The following is a 21,101-nucleotide window of genomic DNA, read 5'->3' as shown; positions in this document are numbered from 1 at the left end:
TCATCGCGCTTTAGTTTGCCGGCCTGATATCAGCGCGCGCGGCGCGAGAAGAAAGAGATCAAGACCGGCAAGGTCACGAGGATCACGACCGGCGCCAGCATCATGCCGGTGACGACCACGACGGCGAGCGGCTTCTGCACCTGCGAGCCGATGCCCTCCGACAGCGCCGCTGGCAACAGGCCGACGCCGGCGACGACGCAGGTCATCAGCACGGGCCGCAGCTGCAATTCGCCGGTGCGCACCACCGCGCTCATGCGGTCCATGCCCTCTTCGATCAACTGATTGAACTGCGACAGGATGATGATGCCGTCCATCACGGCGATGCCGAACAGCGCGATGAAACCGATCGCTGCGGAGACGCTGAACGCCGTGCCGGTGATCAAGAGACCCAGCACGCCGCCGAAGATCGCCATCGGGATCACGCTCATCGCCAGCAGCGTGTCGGCCATCGAGCCGAAATTGAACCAGAGCAGCACGCCGATCAGCGCCAGCGAGATCGGCACCACGATCGACAGCCGGCGGATCGCGTCCTGGAGGTTTCCGAATTCGCCGACCCATTCCATGTGCGAGCCGGGCGGTAATTGCACCTGGTCGGCGATCTTCTGCTGCGCCTCGCGGATCGCGCTGCCGAGGTCGCGCTCGCGCACCGAGAACTTGATCGGCAGATAGCGTTCCTGCTGCTCGCGATAGATGTAGGCCGCACCCGACACCAGGTTGATGGTGGCGACCTCGCTCAAGGGGATCTGGGTGACGGTGCCATTCGGCCCGGGCGCGCCGATCCGCAAGTTCTGGATCGCCTCGGCACTCCGGCGGTATTCCGGCGCAAGGCGCACGATGATCGGGAAGTGGCGGTCGCTGCCGGGCTCATAGAGATCGCCCGCGGTGTCACCGCCGATCGCGACCTTGATGGTGGCATTGATGTCGCCGGGCGCGAGGCCATAGCGGGCGGCCTTGGCGCGGTCGATGTCGATCTGGATGGTCGGCTGCCCGAGCGAGGTGAACACCGCGAGGTCGGTGACGCCCTGCACGGTCGACAGCACCTGCTTGATTTTGTTGGCGGTGTCGGTGAGCGCCTGGAGATCGCTGCCGAACAGCTTGATCGAGTTCTCGCCCTTCACGCCGGAGACGGCTTCGGAGACGTTGTCCTGGAGATATTGCGAGAAGTTGAATTCGACGCCGGGGAAGCGGTCGTCGAGCTGCTTGAGCAGCTGCGCGGTCAGCTCTTCCTTGTCGCGCGTGCCGGGCCATTGGCTAGCGGGCTTGAGCGGGGCGAAGAACTCGGCGTTGAAGAAGCCGGCGGCGTCGGTGCCGTCGTCGGGACGGCCATGCTGCGACACCACGGATTCGACCTCGGGCCGGGCGCGGATCACCTTGCGCATCTCGTTGACGTAGGAATTGCCTTCCTGCAGCGAGATGGTCGGCGGCAGCGTGGCGCGGATCCAGAGATTGCCCTCTTCCAGCTTCGGCAGGAATTCGAGACCGAGCAGCCGGGCGAGCGCGACCGTCATCAGCACGAGGCCGACCGCGGCACCGAGGACGATGCTGCGGTTTGCGACCGCCCAATTGAGCACCGGCATGTAGAGCCGGTGCAGGATCTGCATGACCTTCGTCTCGGTTTCCTCGACATGCGCGGGCAGGATGATCGCTGACAGCGCCGGGGTGACCGTGAAGGTCGCAAGCAAGCCGCCAGCGAGCGCATAGGCATAGGTGCGCGCCATCGGCCCGAAGATGTTGCCTTCGACGCCTGACAGCGTGAACAGCGGGATGAACGCGGCGATGATGATCGCGGCGGCGAAGAAGATCGAGCGTGAGACGTCGGCGGCGGCGCTGAGGATGGCGTGGCTCTTCATGCCGAACAGCGTCTCGGGCGACATGTGCTCGGTTTCCGACACCGGCGTCGTCTGCGTCAGGCGGCGGAAGATCGCCTCCACCATGATGACGGTGGCATCGACGATCAGGCCGAAATCGATCGCGCCGACCGACAGCAGGTTCGCCGATTCACCGCGCAGCACCAAGATGATCACGGCGAAGAACAGCGCGAACGGAATGGTGGCGCCGACGATCAACGCACTGCGGAGATCGCCGAGGAAGATCCATTGCAGCAGCACGATCAAGAGAATGCCGACCACCATGTTGTGCAGCACGGTGTGGGTGGTGAGCTCGATCAGGTCGCCGCGGTCGTAGATGCGTTCGATGCGCACGCCCGGCGGCAAGATGCTGGAGTTGTTGATGGTTTGAACGAGCTGATGGACGCGCTTGATGGTCGGCGAGCTCTGCTCGCCGCGACGCATCAGCACGATGCCCTGCACGATGTCGTCGGCATCGTCGATGCCGGCGATGCCGAGGCGGGGCTTCTGCCCGACGGTGACGGTGGCGACGTCCTTGACCAGCACCGGATTGCCGTTGGTCTGGGCGATCATGGTGTTGGCGAGATCGTCGATCGAACGTATCAGGCCGACGCCGCGCACCACGGCCGATTGCTGGCCGATATTGACGGTGTTGCCGCCGACATTGACGTTCGCATTGCCGACGGCCTGGAGCACTTGCGGCAGCGTCAGTCCGTTGGCGACCAGCTTGTTGAAATCGACCTGGAGCTCGTAGGTCTTGCTCTTGCCACCCCACCCCGTGACGTCGATGACGCCGGGCACGGCGCGGAAGCGGCGCTGGAGCACCCAGTCCTGGATGGTCTTGAGATCGAGCACGCTGTAGTTCGGCGGGCCGACCAGGCGGTAGCGGAAGATTTCGCCGATCGGGCTGAGCGGCGAGATCTGCGGCTGCACGTTGCCCGGCAGCGGCGCGAGCTGCGCCAGCCGGTTCAGCACCTGCTGCAACGCCTCTTCATAAGTATAGGCGAAGGAGAACTGGATTTTGACGTCGGAGAGACCGTAGAGCGAGATGGTGCGGATGGTCGTGATGTTCTTCAGACCCGCGACCTGGGTCTCGATCGGGATCGTGATGTAGCGCTCGATCTCTTCAGCCGACAGGCCCGGACTTTGGGTCACGATGTCGACCATCGGCGGGGTCGGGTCGGGATAGGCCTCGATGTTGAGCTGGTTGAACGCGATCAGGCCGCCGATCAACACGGCGACGAACATGCCGACCATCAGGAAGCGCCGGTTGACGGCAAGGGCGACGAGGCGATCCATTAGGTCTTCAGCTTGTCTTGTTTGTTAGATCGTCGATCAGCTGCCGGACGCCGCGCGGTCGATGAACAGGCTGCCCTTGACGACGATCTGCTCGCCGGGTTTCAGATTGCTGGTGACTTCGACGAGGTTGCCGTTGATGAGGCCGGTCTTGATCTCGCGCAGCTCCACCGACTTGTCATCGCGCGCGACCCAGAGGCGGACCTTGTCGGCTTCATAGATCAGCGCTTGCTTGGGCACCGCCGGCGCGGCGCGGTCGCCAGCCGAATAGATCGTGACGTTGGCGAACATCTCCGGCTTGAGCAGGCCGTCCTTGTTGTCGATGGTGGCGCGGACCAGGAGGCGGCGGGTGTTGGGATCGATCGCGGCGGCGACGTAATTGATCTTGGCCGTGAGCGGACGGCCCGGCAGCGCCATCACGTTGACGGTGATGTCCTGACCGATGCACACCGCGGCCGCATCGCTCTCGCGCACGAAGGCGGTGAGCCAGACCGTGGAGAGGTCGCCGACCACGAACACCGGATCGCTGGCGCCGGCGTTGACATACTGGCCGGGGCCGATCTTGCGCTGCACGACCGTACCCGAGATCGGCGAGTAGATCGTGATCTCCCGATCGATGACACCCTTGTCCTGGAACGCCTTGATGGTCTCGTCGGTGAAGCCGAGAATGCGCAGCTTGTTGCGCGCGGCCTCCAGCGCCGTCACCGACGAGCGCATGTCGTTCTGCGCCTGGACCTGGTTCGCTTCCGCCTGCTGATAATCCTTCAGCGGAATGGCGTGGCCTTCATAGAGATCCTTGGCGCGCCTGAACTGGATGTCGGCAAGATCGATCGCCGACTTGGCCTTGTTCTGCGCGGTCATCGCCGCGATGAAATCGTTCTGGGCCTGCACGGTGTCGGCAGCCTCGATCGTGAACAGCGGTTGACCCTGCTTCAGGGTCTCGCCGGGCTTCGCCAACAGCTTGGTGACCCGGCCCGCATAGGGCGAGAACACCGGCGTCGAACGGTCCTCGTCGACCGCGACCTTGCCTTCGGTGACATATTCGGCCCGGAAGGTCCTGGCCTTGACCGGCTCGATCGTCAGTGTGGCCCATTCGGACGGCGTCGGCGTGAAGTTCTGCGCATTCCTGCGCGACTGGCTGGAAATCTCGGAGTGGCTCTTCTCCTTGGCTCCCGCACGCAGGAAGCCATAGGTACCGGCACCGGCAAGAGCTAGTAAAACTACGGATGTGATCACCCGTTGTTTTGTAAGCACCTGCATTCGCTTGGTATTTTCAACTACCATGGGGCCCGGTCGTGTCTGCGACGATCTCGGCAGATGGCTGCCTTGTCGGTCGCGCTAATAGTGCTGAATTGGGATTTCAAACAACCTAAAAAACGCTAGGCACCTTTCGGTTTGCGTTAAAATTTTGCGATGCGTCAGCTTCCCGTCAGTTTCGCGCCGGCCACTGTGCCGGATGGCTGCCGAGCGGCATCGCCGGACGGCTCCATTGTGCCGGCGTCCTCGACAGCAGCGCCGAATGGCGCACCGCCTTCAACGTGCCGAAGCCAGATGGCACGGCTTCGATGAACGCAGGATGTACGGCCTCCTCCGTAAGATCCGGGGTATCCTGGCCGCGATCGAGCCGGCCGAGATTCCACAGCCAGCGCCCGGTCTGGGCCAGCGACACACGCACGTGCCAGCTACCGCCTTCACGGGCCTGTCGCGCCTTGGCCATCATCGCGCCGAATGCCATCAGATAGCCGGTGGCGTGATCGAGCATTTGCGCCGGCAATTCCTTGGGGCCGTCGATGCCGGCAACCTTCCCTTCCGCATCGTTGAAGCCGGTCGTGGTCTGCACCAGCGAGTCGAAACCGCGCCGCTCGGCCCAGGGGCCGGCCTGACCGTAGGCGGACAACGTCACGTAAACGATGCCGGGATTGATGCGCGCTGCGTCCTCCGGCGAAAAGCCGAGGCTAGCGAGCGCGCGCGGGCGATAGCCTTGCGAGAAGATGTCGGCGTCTTGCAGCAGGGCGCGCATCTGCGCCCTGCCCGCCTCGCTCTTCAGCTCGATGAAGGTGGTGAGCTTGCCGCGGCCGGTGTCGATGGTGAGCCAGGGAATGGCAGGCAGCTCCGGGCCCGACACCAGCAGCACATCGGCGCCGTGCGCGGCGAGCGTGCGCCCGGCGACGGGGCCTGCAATGACGCGGGAGAGATCGAGCACGCGAATGCCAGAGAGCGGAAGATCGCCTTTGGGCCACGGCTTTGGCGGAGCATCGCCGATCTTCTCGATCGAGATCAGCGGCAGTTCGGCAAGCGCACGCGCCTGCGGCAGCGCGGACCATTCGTCGTAGGAGCGCATCAAGGCAACGACACCGCCCGCGGCGTAAGCGGCGGTTTCAAAATCCTCGCCCTTCCAGTGCATCAATGCGGCTTGCACTTTCTCGCGCTCCGCCTCGCAGCCGAGCACCTTGCAGACGGCGTCGCGGTGATGCGGAAAGTTGGTGTGGCAGCGGACGAAGCGGTCGTCGCCGGTCCTGTAGACGCCGGCGATGGCGTCCCAGGCCGGAGGCGGCGGCTTGTCGTCAAGGCGCAGATAGCGCTCGGAGCGGCATTCGGCGACGGCGTGGCGCATGTCGACGGAGACGTCCTGCGCCTCGCCGCTGCGCAGCCGCCAGATTTCGGCCGCAGCGAGGCCGGCGGCAGCGATCGTCGTCTGTCCGGCGACAGCGACGCGAAACGAGGACGGGATCTGCGGCTCTTCCCCGGTCAGCCGCACGCGTGCGAGCGCGGCCGCATCGCCGCCGGCGGAGGTCCAGATACCCCTAAGAATATCGGCGGAGCTTTGCATGACCGCTTCTCTCCCTTTCCGGGTTGAGCATGATCTTTTCGGAAAACCGCTGCGCACTTTTCCGCATCATGCTGTAATTTTCGCGACCATGTCATGATCGCAGAAAGGAATGCAATGGCCGCCATCGATCCCCTCACCGCAGGCGCCGTGTTCGTCGCAACGGCGGCCACCGACGCGGTCTATGTGATGTTCACCTCGGCCGTGGTCGCGCGCAAGCGCATGCCGGCGGCGACCTGGAGCGCGATCTGGTACCTGCTCTCGTCCTATGCCGTGATCAGCTACACCGAAAACGCCTTCTATGTGGCTTTCGCCGCGATCGGCTCCTGGGTCGGCGCGTATGCATCGCTGACCTTCCTGCACCGCCCGCCCGGCGGGCCGCCGGTAGGGGCCTCGCCGGAGTGACGGCGGCGCTGACGACATCATGCGCGGTGTCATCATCCGCGAAGGCGGATGATCCAGTATTCCAGAGACGCCGGAGATAGAACCGGAACGTTACGGCGTACTGGATACCCCGCCTGCGCGGGGTATGACACCGAGAACGAATTCGATATCCTCGCTCAAGCGACCAAGCTCCGCACGACCAGCAACAAGGAAAATCAACAATGGACCTCGGCATCAAGGGAAAGAACGCCATCGTGCTCGGCGGCACGCGCGGCATCGGGCGGGCGATTGCGGACACGCTGGCCGCTGAAGGCGCCAATGTCGCGGTGTGCGCGCGCAACGCCGATCAGGTTGCGGCGACCGTCACCGAGCTGAAGGCCAGCGGCATCCGCGCCACCGGCGGCACGGTCGACGTCACCGACGGCGCGGCGCTGAAAGCCTGGATCGAGGGCGCGGCGAAAGAGCTCGGCGGCGTCGACCTGCTGTTCTCCAATGCCGGCGCGATGGCGCAAGGCCAGGACGCCGCGTCCTGGGAGCAGAATTTCCGGCTCGACGTGCTCGGCGCCGTGCATGCGTTCGACGCGGCGCGGCCGTTCCTCGAAGCCGGCGGCGGGCGCAGCGGCGATGCCGCCTTCGTCATCATCTCTTCTATCGCGGCCGCGCAGGCGGATGCGGCAAGCTCCTACGGCCCGATCAAGGCGGCGCTGATCCACATGGCCAAGGGGCTGGCGCGGCAATACGCCAAGAAGAAAATCCGCGTCAACGTGGTCTCGCCCGGCACGGTCTATTTCAAGGGCGGGGTCTGGAACACGATCGAGCAGAACATGCCCGATCGCTACAACGACGCGATGAAGCGCAACCCGACCGGCCGCATGGCAACGCCGCAGGAGATCGCGAGCGCGGCGGTGTTTCTGGCAAGCCCAGTGTCGGCGTTCACGACGGGATCGAATCTGGTTGTCGATGGCGCGATCTCGAACCGGGTGAATTTCTAGGAAGCGGCGCGCACCTCCCTCCGCCGTCATGGCCGGGCTTGACCCGGCCATCCACGCGTCACCGCGCACTCAGAAAGACGTGGATGCCCGGGTCAAGCCCGGGCATGACGACTGAGACTGAGGCGCGCGATCGATCAACAAACTCGTCATTGCTAGCGTAGAATTTGTAGGGTGGGCAAAGCGAAGCGTGCCCACCACTTTCGCGATAAGTCCTGGAATGGTGGGCACGGCGCTTACGCGCCTTTGCCCACCCTACGACAGCTAGGCTCGCAACGACTGCCAGTTCCGTCATCCTGAGGTGCGAGGCATGGGACGCACCGCGTCCCATGGGGAGCCTCGAAGGATGCACGGCCAGGATGTTGCGGGGCCGTCGCCCTTCGAGGGCCGCTGAAGAAGCGGCCACCTCAGGGTGACGGTGATAGATTGGCCGTCGTGCCATATCTCAATGAAAATCCCGGGACGGCGGCAGGATGCGGACGTTGCGGGGGTGGCGGTGTTTTTGCGCGGGCATGTCTGCAAGCGCACGGGGGTCTTCGTTGAGCGGCTCGACCACGGTGGCGCCGGCGGGCACCGGATGCTTGCGGCTCAGGGCATCGTTGGCGAGGCCGACCAGATCGTGCGAGCGGTCGACCATGCGCTGGGCGATCAGATGCGTGACCTTTTCGGGGCTGCTCTGGATGTAGCCCTGGACCTCGATGAGGCGCGCGCCCATCACTTCTTTCCGGTACTGCTCCATGACCTTGGGCCACACCACGACATTGGCGATGCCGGTTTCGTCCTCCAGCGTCATGAACACGACGCCGCTGGCGCTGCCCGGCCGCTGCCGCACCAGCACCACGCCGGCGCAGCGGACGCGGCGCCGCTCGTTCTCATGGCTGATCTCCTTGCAGGCGACGACACGCTCGCGCGAAAACATCTCGCGCAGGAATTCCATCGGGTGGCCTTTCAGCGATAGGCGGATGGTCTGGTAATCCGCAACCACCTGCTCGCTGCGCGGCATCAGCGGCAGCGGCTTTGCGTGCTCGTCCGGCTGCTCGCGCGCGGTCGCGGCCTCGAACAGCGGCAGCGGCACGTCGTCGGGCAGCCGCCGCACCTGCCACAGCGCCTCGCGGCGGTCGAGCCCGAGCGAACGGAACGCATCGGCATCGGCGAGCAGGATCAGCGCGCGCTTGGGCAGGCCGGTGTCGCGGGCGAAGTCTTCGAGCGAGGTGAAGGGGCCGAGGTTGCGGGCGTCGATGATAAGATCGGCCCAGTCTTTCTGACGGACATGGACTTTGCCCTGCCGTTTCGCCTGCTCCCCTTTGAGGAACTCCTCATCGGGATCGAGCCAGTGGAAGCCGTCGATCTGGCGGAAGCCGAGGCGCACGGCGCAATACTTGTCCTTCGTGTTCTCCAGCGTGTTCTGCGCAAAGCTGTAGGACACGTCGATGTCGCGCACCTCGACGCCATTCTTGCGGGCATCGCCGACGATCTGCGCCGGGGCGTAAAAGCCCATCGGCTGCGAGTTCAACAGGCCACAGCAGAAGGCGTCGGGGTGGTAGTGTTTCAGCCATGACGAGATATAGACGAGCTGCGCGAAACTCGCGGCATGGCTCTCCGGAAAGCCGTAGGAGCCAAAGCCCTTGATCTGGTCAAAGCAGCTTTTGGCAAAGTTGGGATCGTAGCCGCGCGCCACCATGTTGCCGATCAGCTTCTCCTCGTATTGGCCGATGGTGCCGACATTGCGAAAGGTCGCCATCGAGCGGCGCAGGCCGTTGGCTTCCTCGGAGGTAAACTTTGCCGCCTCGATCGCGATGCGCATCGCCTGTTCCTGGAACAGCGGCACGCCCAACGTTTTGTGCAGCACATTGTAAAGCTCATCCTTGTCGCCGTGATCCGGCGACGGAGACGGATAGCTCACCTTTTCCAGACCATTCCGCCGCCGCAAATACGGGTGGACCATGTCGCCCTGGATTGGCCCCGGACGCACGATCGCGACTTCGATGACGAGATCATAAAATGTCCGCGGCTTCAGGCGCGGCAGCATGTTCATCTGGGCGCGGCTCTCGACCTGGAAGACGCCGAGCGACTCGCCGGCACACAGCATGTCGTAGACCTTGGGATCGTCCTGCGGGACGCTCGCCAGCACGTAACGCCGCCCCTTGTGGTCCGCGATCAGATCAAAACACTTCCTGATGCAGGTCAGCATGCCCAGCGCGAGCACGTCGACCTTCATCATGCTGAGCGCGTCGACGTCGTCCTTGTCCCATTCGATGAAGGTGCGGTCGTCCATCGCGGCGTTGCCGATCGGCACATAGGTATCGAGCCGGTCCTGCGTCAGCACATAGCCGCCGACATGCTGGGAGAGATGGCGCGGGAATTCGATCAGCTCGGTCGCAAGCTCGACCGCGAGGTTGATCATGGGATTTTTCGGATCGAGCCCGGCCTGTCTGACCTGCATGTCGTTGAGGCCCTTGCCCCAGCTGCCCCAGACGGTGTCGGCCAGTGCGGCGGTGACGTCCTCGGTCAGGCCCAGCGCCTTGCCGACGTCGCGGATGGCGCTGCGCGGGCGATAGTGGATGACGGTGGCGATGATCGCGGCGCGGTGGCGGCCGTAGCGGCGATAGACATATTGCATCACCTCCTCGCGCCGCGAATGCTCGAAGTCGACGTCGATGTCGGGCGGCTCCAGCCGCTCCTTGGAGATGAAGCGCTCGAACAAGAGATCGACCTTGGTCGGGTCGACCGAGGTGATGCCGAGCACGTAGCAGACGGCCGAATTCGCCGCCGACCCGCGGCCCTGGCAGAGGATGTCCTGGCTGCGCGCGTAGTGCACGATGTCGTGCACGGTGAGAAAGTAGTGTGCGTATTTCAGCTCGGCGATCAGCGCGAGCTCCTTGTTGAGCGTCGCACGCAGCTTGTCGTCGATCTTGCCGCCGAAATATTTGTCGACACCTGCCCAGGTCAGATCCTCCAGATGCCCCTGCGCGGTCTTGCCGGGCGGCACCGGCTCGTCCGGATACTGGTATTTGAGCTGGTCGAGCGTGAAGTCGATTCTGTCCGCAAAGCGCATGGTCTCCGCGATCGCCTCGGGGAAATCGCGGAACAGCCGCGACATTTCCTTTGGCGTCTTCAAGAACCGCTCGGCATTGGCTTCCAGCTTGCGCCCGATCGCCTCGATCGTGGTCTTTTCCCGGATGCAGGTCAGCACGTCCTGAAGCGGACGGCGGGCGGGATGGTGATAGAGCACCTCGTTGGTCGCGAGCAGCGGCACCTTTGCTTTTGCAGCGAGATCATCGAGCCGCGCCAGGCGGCGGCGATCGTCGCCGCGATAGACCAGGCTCGCCGCCAGCCACACGCCCTCGGCACCCCTGTCCTTCAGCTTTGCAAGAATATCCAGCGCCTGCGTTTGCTCGAAGCGATGCGGCAGCGTCAGGACCAGGAGCTGCCCTTCGGAAAATTCCAGCAGGTCAGCAAACCTGAGATGGCATTCGCCCTTCTCGATCCGCGTGATGTCGTCGTCGCCGCGCTTGCCCCGGGTGAGGAGCTGGCACAGCCGGCCATAGGCGGCGCGGTCGCGCGGGTACACGAGAATATCAGGCGTGCCGTCGATGAAGACGATGCGCGCGCCAATCAAGAGTTTCGGCTTGTGCAGCACCTTGTCATTGTCGAGCTCCTTGTAGGCACGCACCACGCCGGCGAGCGTGTTGTGATCGGCAATGCCGATCACGGGGATGCCGAGGATGCTGGCCTGATGCACATAGGCGCGCGGATCCGAGCCACCGCGCAGGAAGGAGAAATTGGTGGTGATGCCGATCTCGGCATAGGCTGATGTCGTCATGCGAAGAGCCCGTGCACATACCAGTTGGGAGAAACGGGCTCGCCGTCGCCGTCGAACACTTCCCCCTCGTAAAGACCGTCGCGAAAAATCCAGAAGCGCAGGCCCTCGGCGTCCTCGATGCGGAAATAATCCCGCGTCAGCTGCTTGCCGTCCTGCCGCCACCATTCCATGGCGATGCGCTCGGGCCCTTCCACCCGCACCACCGCATGCAGCGCGCGGCGCCAGGTGAATTGATGCGGCGGGCCGTCGGGCACGGTCGCGAACGGCACCTTGATCGGCTCGGGCTTCTCGAACAGACGCAAGGGGCGTAGCGGCGGCTCGCTCTCGGCGCGCGCCGGCCATTCGGCCTGCATGGCGGCCGCGAGATGATGCTGGGCGGGCGCGGCCAGCACCGCGCATTCGGGAATATGCGTGTCCTGCGGCAGGTGCACGACGACGCGCTTTCCCCCGATCCGCGCGGCGATGCGGTCGATCAGCGCGGCAAGCTCGTCATTGTCGTGAACATGGGCGTCGAGATCACGTTGCTCCTGCACCACGATCTCGGTACGGCTTGCCGACAGGCGCACCATGTCGAAGCCGAAGCCGGGATCGAGGGGATCGGCGAGCGCATCGAGGCGCTCGCGGAACAGGCGGTCGACAACCGCGCTTCGCGTCACCGGCCGCCCGGTCTCGACCATGATCGCGCGCACCACGCCGTCGGTGCGGAAGAACGCGGCTTCGAGGCGCCGCGCGCCCTTGCCCTGTTTCTCCATGGAGGCGATCAACGTATCGGCCAGCCGCGACAGCGTCATCGCGATCATGGTGTCGGTTGCGATCGGCTCGGCAAAGCGCTTCTCGACGATGTAGTCGGGCAGCGGCTTGCGCGGATTGATCGGCGCATCACCCTGCCCCAGCGCATGCGCGAGCAGCGTGGAGAACCGGGCACCGAACCGCGCCGTGATCTCGCTCGGCGAACGCGAGGCGACATCGCCGATGGTCTTCAGGCCGGCACGGCGCAGGCCGGTGGTGATGGCTTCGCCCGCGCCGAGCGCGGACACCGGAAACCGGTCGATCGCTACCGCCTCCCCGCCGTCGGCGACGATGATGCCGGACGTTTGCCGCGTCAGCGTGCGCGCGCAGACTGAGGTGCCGGCGATCGCCGCACTGACGGCAAAACCTTGCCGGGCAAGCGCACGGACCAGCGTCTGCAACAGCGCGGCCTCGCCGCCGAACAGATGCGCGCAGCCGGTGATGTCCAGAAACAGCCCATGCGGCGCATCGAGCGCCACCAGCGGCGTGAAGCGGTCGCACCAGTCGGCGATGTCGCTGAGCGTCTTGGCATCGGCCACGACATCGGCGTCGAACACCTTCAAGTCCGGACACATCGCCCGCGCATTGGCGAGCGGCTGACCGATGTACAGGCCGAGGCGCTCGGCAGCCTCGTCGAGCGCATGGATCACCAGCGCATTGTTCTCCTTGATGACGACGATGCTCGGGTCACCCGGCGCGCCGCCGCTCACCTGCAAAAACCGCTGGATCCGGTCGATGGGCAGGCGCGGCAGCCACAGGCTGAGAATGCGTCGACGGTTCACTGAACTGGCACTCATCACAATTCCATTCCATGATCCACCGGCCACACGGGCCATGACGATTGCGCAAGAGTTCGGCATCGAAGCGCGGCGCGCCCCAGGCACTCCATATTGGGCCCGGCGGCGAATGCGCCGCGCGCAGCATCCATCGCGTCTCGGCGGTCGAGGGCAGCGGCTGCGCCGCCATCCGCAGCATCAGCCCGGTGACGCCTGAGCCTTGCGCAGCCAGCGTCAGCTTGCGGCTCGCGACGAGATCGAACTGCCTGACATCGCCCCAGAGCTCGAGCACGACGGCGCCGAGCGCATCGCAGGCGAGCGCGTCGGCCGAAGTGCGCAGCGCGCTCTCGACATCGGCGGCGCGCACCATCACCACGCGGCGCGGATCGAGCCCGAGCTCGGCGAGCCCGCTCATCGACAGCGCGCCGGTCTCAAGTTCCGAAAAATCCTGCCGCACCCACAGCAGCGGCCGCTGCGCCGAGACGCGCCCTGCGAGGCCCATGACAAAACCCGTCGCAACTGTTCCCTGAGACCCAGCGCAAAACACCTCGTGGATCGCCGCGCGCGCGAGCCCGCCCTTCAGCACGGCGTCGGCCTCGCCATGGCCGAGCGCGACGCGGTCATACTGGTGCACGACCTCCGCCGTCTCGATGCGCTCGATCTGGTCGCGCAAGGTCGCAAGCGCGCTGATGCGTGCGCTGCTCATGCTCGCCGCTCCTTCAGAGGTGATTGCCGGTGGCTCTCAAAAAGAGAACCAGCGGCTGGCTCATTTGTTCATGATATGTTCTAATATAAAGCTAACGGCAGCCGAAGAGTCAATCGAATTGGCGCGCCAAAGATTCATGAGTGGAATCAAAGAGATTCAAGCATGGACGTACAACGCAAACTGGAAATTCTCGCGGATGCCGCCAAGTACGACGCCTCCTGCGCCTCCAGCGGGACCGAGAAGCGGGATTCCAGCGACGGCAAGGGCATGGGCTCGACCGCCCCAGGCATGGGCATCTGCCATTCCTACGCGCCGGATGGACGTTGCATCTCGCTGCTCAAGGTGCTGCTGACCAACGCCTGCAATTACAATTGCCTCTATTGCGTCAACCGCGCCTCCTCGAACGTGCCGCGCGCCCGCTTCACCATCGACGAGGTGGTCAAGCTGACGCTCGACTTCTACCGGCGCAATTACATCGAGGGCCTGTTCCTCTCCTCCGGCATCATCCGCAGCCCTGATTACACGATGGAGCAAGTGGTGAGCGTCGCGCGAAAACTGCGCGAGGAGCATCACTTCCGCGGCTACATCCATCTCAAGACGATTCCCGAGGCCGACGACGCGCTGATCGCGGAGGCCGGCAAATATGCCGACCGTCTCTCCATCAACATCGAGATGCCGCAGGAGACGAGCCTGCAGCAATTCGCGCCGGAGAAGGATGTCCGCGCGATCCGCCGCACCATGGGCCGGCTGCGGCTGAAGCTCGACGAGGCCGAGGAAGACCGCAACACAAAGACCAAAACAAAACCGCAGCGCTTCGCGCCCGCCGGACAAAGCACGCAGATGATCGTCGGCGCCGACAGCGCGAACGACCACACCATTCTCCACACCAGCGCCAATCTCTACGGCGCCTACCGGTTGCGGCGCGTCTACTACTCCGCCTTCAGCCCGATCCCGGACGCCAGCCGCGCTCTGCCTCTGGTACAGCCGCCGCTGCTGCGCGAGCACAGGCTCTACCAGGCCGACTGGCTGATGCGGTTTTACGGCTTCGACGTTGCGGAGATCGTCGACGATAGCGCGATGCTGCCGCTCGACATCGATCCAAAACTCGCTTGGGCACTGCGCCATCGCGACCGCTTCCCGCTCGACGTCAACCGCGCTAGTCGCGAGGAGTTGCTGCGCGTGCCGGGCTTCGGCACCAAGGCGGTCGAACGCATCATCGCGGCGCGTCGCACCACCACGATCCGCCTCTCCGATCTCGCGCGCCTGCACGTGCCCCGCAACAAGGCGCTGCCGTTCATCGTCCTCAGCGATCACCGCCCCTCACCGCATCGCCTCGAAGCGGCCGGACTCATCGAACGGTTCAAGCCGAAGGCAACGCAACTGGGATTTGGCTTCTGATGCAGTACATCATCCTCGACACCGAAACCGATTGCGACGGCTGGCGCAACGCCGCGCGCTCGCTCGTGCTTCATCATGTAGAGCCGACCGATGTCACCTGGGCCGTGCAGGGCGGCGAAGCCGATTTGTTCGCGCCATCCGCGCCGTCTCCGATCCTCGAGGTGAACGACGGCACCTTCAACGTGCCGGCAAAATTCGTCGAGCTCGCGAAAGCAGCAATCCTCCACCGCGATGGTGAGCGATTTGCGATCCTCTATCGCCTGCTCTGGCGCTTGAAGGACAACCACGATCTCATCGAGGTCGCGATCGATCCGGATGTCGCGCTCATCACGGCGATGGCAAGAACGGTCCATCGCGACGAGCACAAGATGCACGCCTTCGTGCGCTTCCGCGAGATCGGCCGCGAGCGAGCCGCGCATTACGTCGCCTGGTTCGAGCCGGAGCATCACATCGTCGAGCTTGCCGCGCCGTTCTTTGCAAAACGCTTTGCCGACATGCCCTGGTCGATCCTGACGCCGGACCTCTGCGCGCATTGGGACGGCCATACGCTCTCGTTCACGCCGGGCGTGAGCAAGAGCGAGGCGCCGGGCGAAGACCGGCTGGAGGAAACCTGGCGGCGCTACTACGCCAGCATCTTCAATCCGGCGCGGCTCAAGGTGAAGGCGATGCAGACGGAGATGCCGAAGAAATACTGGAGGAACCTGCCCGAGGCTTCGATCATTAAGCCCCTGATCGAGGACGCCGAGCGCATGACCGGCGCCATGATTGCCAATGCCGCAACCGATCCGCACAAGCCTCAGAAGCGGCCGGAGGCTCCGATGAAACGCAAACCTGCTGCCGACGATCTCGAAGCCCTCCGCGAGGAGGCCGCGCATTGCCGCGCCTGCCCCCTCTACAAGGACGCGACGCAGACCGTGTTCGGCGAAGGTCCGAAGTCCGCCAACATCATGCTGGTCGGCGAGCAACCCGGCGACAAGGAAGACCTCGCCGGCCATCCTTTCGTCGGACCGGCCGGGCAGATGCTCGATCGTGCGCTGGAAGAAGCCGGCGTAGATCGCAAGAAGGTCTACGTCACCAACGCGGTCAAGCACTTCAAATTCGTGCCGCGCGGCAAGATCCGCCTGCATCAGAAGCCGAACACACCTGAGATCCGGGCCTGCCGGCAATGGTACGAGCGGGAAGTTTCGGCAATCCAGCCCGACCTCATCGTCGCGATGGGCGCCACCGCCGCGCAGAGCGTGTTCGGCAAGATCACGCCGATCGGAAAGACCCGCGGCCGGCTCATAGACCTGCCCGACGGGCGCAAGGCGCTGGTGACGGTGCACCCGTCCTATCTGCTGCGGCTGCCCGATCCGGAAGCCAAAGTGCTGGAGTATCAGCGCTTTGTCGAAGACCTGAAGATCGCCGCCGGCCTGCAGAAGAAGGCCCCGCGCGCCGCCTAAATACAGGTGGGAAAGCGACTTTTGGACGCACTTGTCATCCAGCCTTCAAATCCATCGCGGACAATAGCCCTTCAAATTAGTTAAGGGGCGTCCAAAAATGACAGATGTTGCATTCGACCGTGCGGTAGGCGATCCGGCGCCTGTCCAGCCTGCTTCCCGGCCCAATCTCGACAAGGGTTTCAATCCGCTGACGATGATCCTGTTCTTCGGCATCCTCGCCGCAGGCCTGCTGTTCGTCGCCTACAGCATCTATTCCGACGTCGATGCGACCGGCACCAAGGTCACGAGCTACGTTCCCTACATCCTGCTGTTCGTCGCGCTGCTGATCGCGCTCGGCTTCGAATTCGTCAACGGCTTCCATGACACTGCCAACGCGGTGGCGACCGTGATCTACACCCACTCGCTGCCGGCCGAATTCGCGGTGATGTGGTCCGGCCTGTTCAACTTCCTCGGCGTGCTGACGTCGACCGGTGCCGTCGCGTTCGGCATCGTCTCGCTGCTGCCGGTGGAGCTGATCCTGCAGGTCGGCTCCAGCGCCGGCTTCGCGATGGTGTTCGCGCTGCTGATCGCCGCGATCCTCTGGAACCTCGGCACCTGGGCCTTCGGCCTGCCGGCCTCCTCCTCGCACACGCTGATCGGCTCGATCATCGGCGTCGGCGTCGCCAACGCGATCATGCGCGGCCGCGACGGCACCTCGGGCGTGGACTGGGGCAAGGCCACCGAAATCGGCTATGCGCTCCTGCTCTCGCCGCTGGTCGGCTTTGTCTGCGCCGCCGTCCTGTTGCTGCTGCTCAAGATGATCGTCAAGAACCCGGCGCTCTACGCAGCTCCCGAAGGCCACAAGGCCCCGCCGATCTGGATCCGCGGCCTCCTGATCCTGACCTGCACTGGCGTCAGCTTCGCCCACGGCTCGAACGACGGTCAGAAGGGCATGGGCCTGATCATGCTGATCCTGATCGGCACCGTGCCGACGGCCTACGCGCTCAACCGCGCATTGCCGGAGACGCAGGTCGCCCAGTTCCAGAAGGTTTCGGACGCCGCCTCCAAGGTGATCGCGGCCAAGGGCGCCGGCCACAACATCATCGGCGACCCGCGCCCCGCGGTGACGCAGTACATCACCTCGCATCACATCACCGAAGGCACCTATCCTTCGCTGTCGGTGCTGGTGAAGGATGTCGGCGACCAGGTCGCGAAGTACGGCTCCCTGAACAAGGTGCCGGCGGAAGTGGTCGGCAACACCCGTAACGACATGTACCTGACCTCGGAAGCGATCCGCTTCCTGATGAAGGACAAGGAAAACGACCTCAACAAGGAAGAGGTCGCGACCTTGAACGCTTACAAGGGCGGGCTCGACAGCGCGACCAAGTTCATCCCGACCTGGGTGAAGGTTGCGGTGGCGATCGCGCTCGGCCTTGGCACCATGGTCGGCTGGAAGCGTATCGTCGTGACCGTCGGCGAGAAGATCGGCAAGACCCACCTGACCTACGCGCAGGGCGCCTCCGCCGAGCTCGTCGCCGCCGCCACGATCGGTGCCGCCGACACCTTCGGCCTGCCTGTGTCGACCACGCACGTGCTGTCGTCAGGCGTAGCAGGCGCGATGGCCGCGAACGGCTCGGGTCTCCAGATCGCCACCATCCGCAACATGGTGATGGCCTGGGTCCTGACCCTGCCCGTCGCCATCCTGCTGTCGGGCACGCTCTACGTGATCTTCTCGCGCATCTTCTAAGCCGATCAGATCCCGCAACGACAAAGGGCCCGTGCAAGCACGGGCCCTTTCATTTTGTGCGTCGAGCTTCGGCCTTACGACGCCGCGAGCTGTTCCTCGACCAGCTTGACCCAGTAGGACGTGCCGTAGACGATCGCCTCGTCGTTGAAATTGTAGGCGGGGTGATGCAGGCCGGCGCTGTCGCCGTTGCCGCAGAAGATGAAGGCGCCGGGGCGCGCTTCCAGCATATAGGCGAAATCCTCGCCGCCCATCAGCGGCGGCATCTCGAGCACGTTGGCTTCGCCCGCAACGTGCTTCGCAATGCGCGTCGCCACCTCGGTCTCCGCGGCGTGGTTGTTCACGACGGGATAGTTGCGCTTGTAGCGCAGATCGATCTTGGCGCCCGTGATCTGCGCCACGCCCGCCACCACCTCATGCACGCGCTTCTCGACCAGCCTGCGCACCTCCGGCGTCAGCGTGCGGATCGTGCCGCGCAGCGTCGCCGTCTGCGGAATGACGTTGCGGGCATTGCCGGCGTGAAACTCGCAGATCGAGATCACCGCCGATTCCAAGGGATCGACGCTGCGCGCAACGATCGATTGCAGCGCCGTGATCACCTGCGCACCCACCAGCACGGAATCCACGCATTTGTGCGGGCGCGCGGCATGGCCGCCGAAACCCTCGATCATGATGTCGACCTCGTCGGTCGCTGCCATGATCGGACCGGGCCGGATCGCGAACGAGCCGATCGGTATGCCGGGGCCGTTGTGCATGCCGTAGACCTGCTCGATGCCGAAGCGCTCCATCAGCCCGTCCTTGACCATGGCCGCGCCACCGGCGCCGCCCTCCTCGGCCGGCTGGAAGATCACCACGGCATCGCCGGCGAAGTTCCGGGTCTCGGCGAGATAACGCGCGGCGCCGAGCAGCATCGCGGTATGGCCGTCATGGCCGCAGGCATGCATCTTGCCGGGGGTCTTGGAGGCGTAAGGCAGGTTGGTCTCTTCCTCGACAGGGAGCGCATCCATGTCGGCACGCATGCCGATCACCTTGAGCCCCTCGCCGGCCGGCTTGCTGCCCTTGATCACGCCGACCACCCCGGTCTGGCCGATGCCGGTCACGACCTCGTCGCAGCCGAACTCGCGCAGGCGGTCCGCCACGAATGCTGCGGTGCGGTGGACATCGTAGAGCAGCTCGGGATGCTCATGAATGTCCCGGCGCCAGGCCTGAATATCGGGTTGGAGGTCGGCGACACGGTTCACGATGGGCATGGAAGGTCTCAAAGCTTGGTTGAAAATACAGCACTGTCTACCATGCAAGCGCGAGTCCACCCAACTGCCTGGGGTCCGGGGGAGCTCTGTCTCCTCGTCATGGCCGGGCTTGTGGCCAGCTTGTCTCCAGCTTGTCTTGGCCATTCACGTCTGACTATTAGGACGGGAAGCGCGTGGATGCCGGGGACAAGCCCGGGCATGACGTCTGTTTGGGTGGAAGCAGAATGCCAAGACGGCTCGAAGGTGAGTTTGACTATATCGTCGTCGGGGCCGGCACCGCCGGCTGCATCCTCGCCAACCGGCTGTCGGCCGAGCCCAAGAACCGTGTTCTCATTCTCGAAGCCGGCGGCGACGACAACTGGATCTGGTTCCACATTCCGGTCGGCTATCTCTTCGCGATCGGCAATCCGCGCTCGGACTGGATGTTCAAGACCGAGGCCGAGCCCGGCCTGAACGGCCGTTCGCTCGCCTATCCCCGCGGCAAGGTGATCGGCGGCTGCTCGGCGATCAACGCCATGATCTCGATGCGCGGACAGGCCGCCGACTACGACCATTGGCGCCAGCTCGGACTGACTGGCTGGGGCTATGACGACGTGCTGCCGCTGTTCAAACGGATCGAGGATCACTTCCTCGGCGCGAGCGAGCATCACGGCGCCGGCGGCGGCTGGCGCATCGAGGCGCCACGGCTGTCCTGGGACGTTCTCGATGCCGTTGGTGATGCCGCCGAGGAGATGGGCATCAAGCGCATCCCGGATTTCAACACCGGCGACAACGAAGGCACCAGTTACTTCCATGTCAACCAGAAGCGCGGCCGCCGCTGGTCGTCGGCGCGCGGCTTCCTCAAGCCCGCGCTGAACCGCCCCAATCTGCGGCTCGAGAAGCATGTGCTGGTCGATCGCCTCATCATCGAGCAGGGCCGCGCCGTCGGCGTGCGCTTCATCCAGAACGGCGAGATCCTCGAGGCACGCGCGAAACGCGAGGTCGTCCTCTCGGCAGGCGCGATCGGCTCGGTGCAGGTGCTGCATCGCTCCGGCATCGGCCCCGCCGACTGGCTGTCGCCGCTCGGCATCGACATCGTCATGGACAAGCCTGGCATCGGCCGAAACTTGCAGGACCATCTCCAGCAGCGCGCGATCTACAAGGTCGAGGGCGTGCGCACGCTGAACGAGACCTACTACAATCTCTTCCGCCGTGGTTTGATGGGGCTCGACTACGCCTTCCGCCGCCGCGGTCCCCTGACCATGGCGCCCTCGCAGCTCGGCATCTTCACGCGCTCTGATGCGACGCGTTCGCGCGCCAACATCCAGTTCCATGTGCAGCCGCTGTCGCTCGACAAATTCGGCGATCCCCTGCACCGCTTCCCCGCGATCACCGTCAGCGCCTGCAATCTCCAGCCGACCTCGCGCGGCACCGTGCGGCTGCGTTCGTCGACACCGGACGAAAAGCCGATCATCGCGCCGAACTATCTGTCGACCGACGACGACCGCCAGGTCGGCGCGGACGCCATCCGCACCACCCGTCGCCTGATGCAGCAGAAGGCGCTGGCAAAATATCGCCCGAGCGAATATCTGCCCGGTCCCTCCGTCGGCGACGACGATGCCTCGCTGGCGAAGGCCGCCGGCGACATCGGCACCACCATCTTCCATCCTGTCGGCACCGCCAAGATGGGCGCAGCGAACGATCCGATGGCCGTGGTCGACGAGCGCCTGCGCTTCTACGGCCTCAGTGGCCTTCGCATCGTCGATGCCTCGATCATGCCGACCATCACGTCAGGGAACACCAACACGCCGACGGCGATGATCGCCGAGAAGGGTGCGACGATGATCTTGGAGGATGCGAAGTAGCATCGCA

13 protein-coding genes are annotated in these 21,101 nt (G+C 64.6%); 6 read left to right on the top strand and 7 right to left on the bottom strand.

Annotation, left to right across the window (positions count from 1 at the left end):
• Positions 1-29: 29 nt before the first annotated feature.
• The 3 genes from WN72_RS16105 to WN72_RS16095 all read right to left on the bottom strand — a co-directional run bounded on the left by WN72_RS16105 (position 30) and on the right by WN72_RS16095 (position 5,973).
• On the bottom strand, positions 30-3,146 hold the full coding sequence (locus WN72_RS16105) for an efflux RND transporter permease subunit (protein WP_092217171.1): 3,117 nt from the start codon (positions 3,144-3,146) through the stop codon (positions 30-32).
• Between the two features lie 36 nt (positions 3,147-3,182).
• Positions 3,183-4,427: an efflux RND transporter periplasmic adaptor subunit gene (locus WN72_RS16100; protein ID WP_092217172.1), complete on the bottom strand. Its 1,245-nt coding sequence runs from the start codon at positions 4,425-4,427 to the stop codon at positions 3,183-3,185.
• Positions 4,428-4,572: 145 nt separating this feature from the next.
• Positions 4,573-5,973, bottom strand: coding sequence for a CoA transferase (locus WN72_RS16095; RefSeq protein ID WP_092217173.1), 1,401 nt, complete (start codon positions 5,971-5,973; stop codon positions 4,573-4,575).
• 114 nt (positions 5,974-6,087) lie between these two features.
• Between WN72_RS16095 and WN72_RS16090 the strand changes: the two genes are divergently transcribed.
• Together WN72_RS16090 and WN72_RS16085 are read left to right on the top strand one after the other, a co-directional pair.
• Positions 6,088-6,375: a hypothetical protein gene (locus tag WN72_RS16090; protein WP_027558723.1), complete on the top strand. Its 288-nt coding sequence runs from the start codon at positions 6,088-6,090 to the stop codon at positions 6,373-6,375.
• Positions 6,376-6,575: 200 nt separating this feature from the next.
• Entirely contained in the window at positions 6,576-7,346 is a 771-nt protein-coding gene (locus WN72_RS16085) for an SDR family NAD(P)-dependent oxidoreductase (protein WP_092217174.1), read from the top strand.
• Between the two features lie 442 nt (positions 7,347-7,788).
• Here the strand turns inward: WN72_RS16085 and WN72_RS16080 are convergent, their stop codons facing one another.
• Genes WN72_RS16080 through WN72_RS16070 form a run of 3 tightly spaced genes read right to left on the bottom strand, consistent with a single transcriptional unit; the run spans position 7,789 to position 13,437 of the window.
• Positions 7,789-11,166 carry an error-prone DNA polymerase gene (locus WN72_RS16080; protein WP_092217175.1) on the bottom strand — a complete coding sequence of 1,126 codons (3,378 nt, stop codon included), beginning with the start codon at positions 11,164-11,166 and terminating at the stop codon, positions 7,789-7,791.
• Positions 11,163-12,752: a Y-family DNA polymerase gene (locus tag WN72_RS16075; protein WP_035729998.1), complete on the bottom strand. Its 1,590-nt coding sequence runs from the start codon at positions 12,750-12,752 to the stop codon at positions 11,163-11,165. Before WN72_RS16075 ends, WN72_RS16080 begins: the two co-directional genes overlap by 4 nt.
• Positions 12,643-13,437 (bottom strand): ImuA family protein, encoded by a 795-nt coding sequence (locus WN72_RS16070; RefSeq protein ID WP_092217176.1) that lies wholly within the window; start codon positions 13,435-13,437, stop codon positions 12,643-12,645. Before WN72_RS16070 ends, WN72_RS16075 begins: the two co-directional genes overlap by 110 nt.
• A gap of 162 nt (positions 13,438-13,599) precedes the next feature.
• Here WN72_RS16070 and WN72_RS16065 point away from each other — a divergent pair, with 162 nt between their 5' ends.
• From WN72_RS16065 to WN72_RS16055, 3 genes are all read left to right on the top strand, one after another.
• Entirely contained in the window at positions 13,600-14,835 is a 1,236-nt protein-coding gene (locus WN72_RS16065) for a putative DNA modification/repair radical SAM protein (protein ID WP_092217177.1), read from the top strand.
• On the top strand, positions 14,835-16,277 hold the full coding sequence (locus WN72_RS16060) for a UdgX family uracil-DNA binding protein (protein ID WP_092217178.1): 1,443 nt from the start codon (positions 14,835-14,837) through the stop codon (positions 16,275-16,277). The genes WN72_RS16065 and WN72_RS16060 overlap by 1 nt, the downstream gene beginning before the upstream one ends.
• A 97-nt stretch (positions 16,278-16,374) precedes the next feature.
• Positions 16,375-18,003: an inorganic phosphate transporter gene (locus WN72_RS16055; protein ID WP_027558716.1), complete on the top strand. Its 1,629-nt coding sequence runs from the start codon at positions 16,375-16,377 to the stop codon at positions 18,001-18,003.
• Between the two features lie 74 nt (positions 18,004-18,077).
• Here the strand turns inward: WN72_RS16055 and WN72_RS16050 are convergent, their stop codons facing one another.
• Positions 18,078-19,250: a M20 aminoacylase family protein gene (locus WN72_RS16050; protein ID WP_027558715.1), complete on the bottom strand. Its 1,173-nt coding sequence runs from the start codon at positions 19,248-19,250 to the stop codon at positions 18,078-18,080.
• A gap of 224 nt (positions 19,251-19,474) precedes the next feature.
• Between WN72_RS16050 and WN72_RS16045 the strand changes: the two genes are divergently transcribed.
• A complete protein-coding gene (locus WN72_RS16045; RefSeq protein WP_027558714.1) occupies positions 19,475-21,094 on the top strand; it encodes a GMC family oxidoreductase in 1,620 nt (539 codons plus the stop codon).
• Positions 21,095-21,101: the final 7 nt, after the last annotated feature.

This window comes from Bradyrhizobium arachidis (genome assembly GCF_015291705.1).
Lineage (GTDB): Bacteria > Pseudomonadota > Alphaproteobacteria > Rhizobiales > Xanthobacteraceae > Bradyrhizobium > Bradyrhizobium arachidis.
The sequence above is the reverse complement of the archived record's forward strand: the minus strand, read 5'-3'. Positions and strand labels throughout refer to the sequence as shown.

What these genes read in the sequence shown, in the direction of transcription:
- WN72_RS16095 (WP_092217173.1), bottom strand. Translation starts at nt 5,973, where the DNA reads ATGCAAAGCTCCGCCGATATTCTTAGGGGTATCTGGACCTCCGCCGGC.
- WN72_RS16050 (WP_027558715.1), bottom strand. Translation starts at nt 19,250, where the DNA reads ATGCCCATCGTGAACCGTGTCGCCGACCTCCAACCCGATATTCAGGCC.
- WN72_RS16065 (WP_092217177.1), top strand. Translation starts at nt 13,600, where the DNA reads ATGGACGTACAACGCAAACTGGAAATTCTCGCGGATGCCGCCAAGTAC.
- WN72_RS16080 (WP_092217175.1), bottom strand. Translation starts at nt 11,166, where the DNA reads ATGACGACATCAGCCTATGCCGAGATCGGCATCACCACCAATTTCTCC.
- WN72_RS16060 (WP_092217178.1), top strand. Translation starts at nt 14,835, where the DNA reads ATGCAGTACATCATCCTCGACACCGAAACCGATTGCGACGGCTGGCGC.
- WN72_RS16055 (WP_027558716.1), top strand. Translation starts at nt 16,375, where the DNA reads ATGACAGATGTTGCATTCGACCGTGCGGTAGGCGATCCGGCGCCTGTC.
- WN72_RS16105 (WP_092217171.1), bottom strand. Translation starts at nt 3,146, where the DNA reads ATGGATCGCCTCGTCGCCCTTGCCGTCAACCGGCGCTTCCTGATGGTC.
- WN72_RS16075 (WP_035729998.1), bottom strand. Translation starts at nt 12,752, where the DNA reads ATGAGTGCCAGTTCAGTGAACCGTCGACGCATTCTCAGCCTGTGGCTG.
- WN72_RS16090 (WP_027558723.1), top strand. Translation starts at nt 6,088, where the DNA reads ATGGCCGCCATCGATCCCCTCACCGCAGGCGCCGTGTTCGTCGCAACG.
- WN72_RS16045 (WP_027558714.1), top strand. Translation starts at nt 19,475, where the DNA reads ATGCCAAGACGGCTCGAAGGTGAGTTTGACTATATCGTCGTCGGGGCC.
- WN72_RS16100 (WP_092217172.1), bottom strand. Translation starts at nt 4,427, where the DNA reads ATGGTAGTTGAAAATACCAAGCGAATGCAGGTGCTTACAAAACAACGG.
- WN72_RS16085 (WP_092217174.1), top strand. Translation starts at nt 6,576, where the DNA reads ATGGACCTCGGCATCAAGGGAAAGAACGCCATCGTGCTCGGCGGCACG.
- WN72_RS16070 (WP_092217176.1), bottom strand. Translation starts at nt 13,437, where the DNA reads ATGAGCAGCGCACGCATCAGCGCGCTTGCGACCTTGCGCGACCAGATC.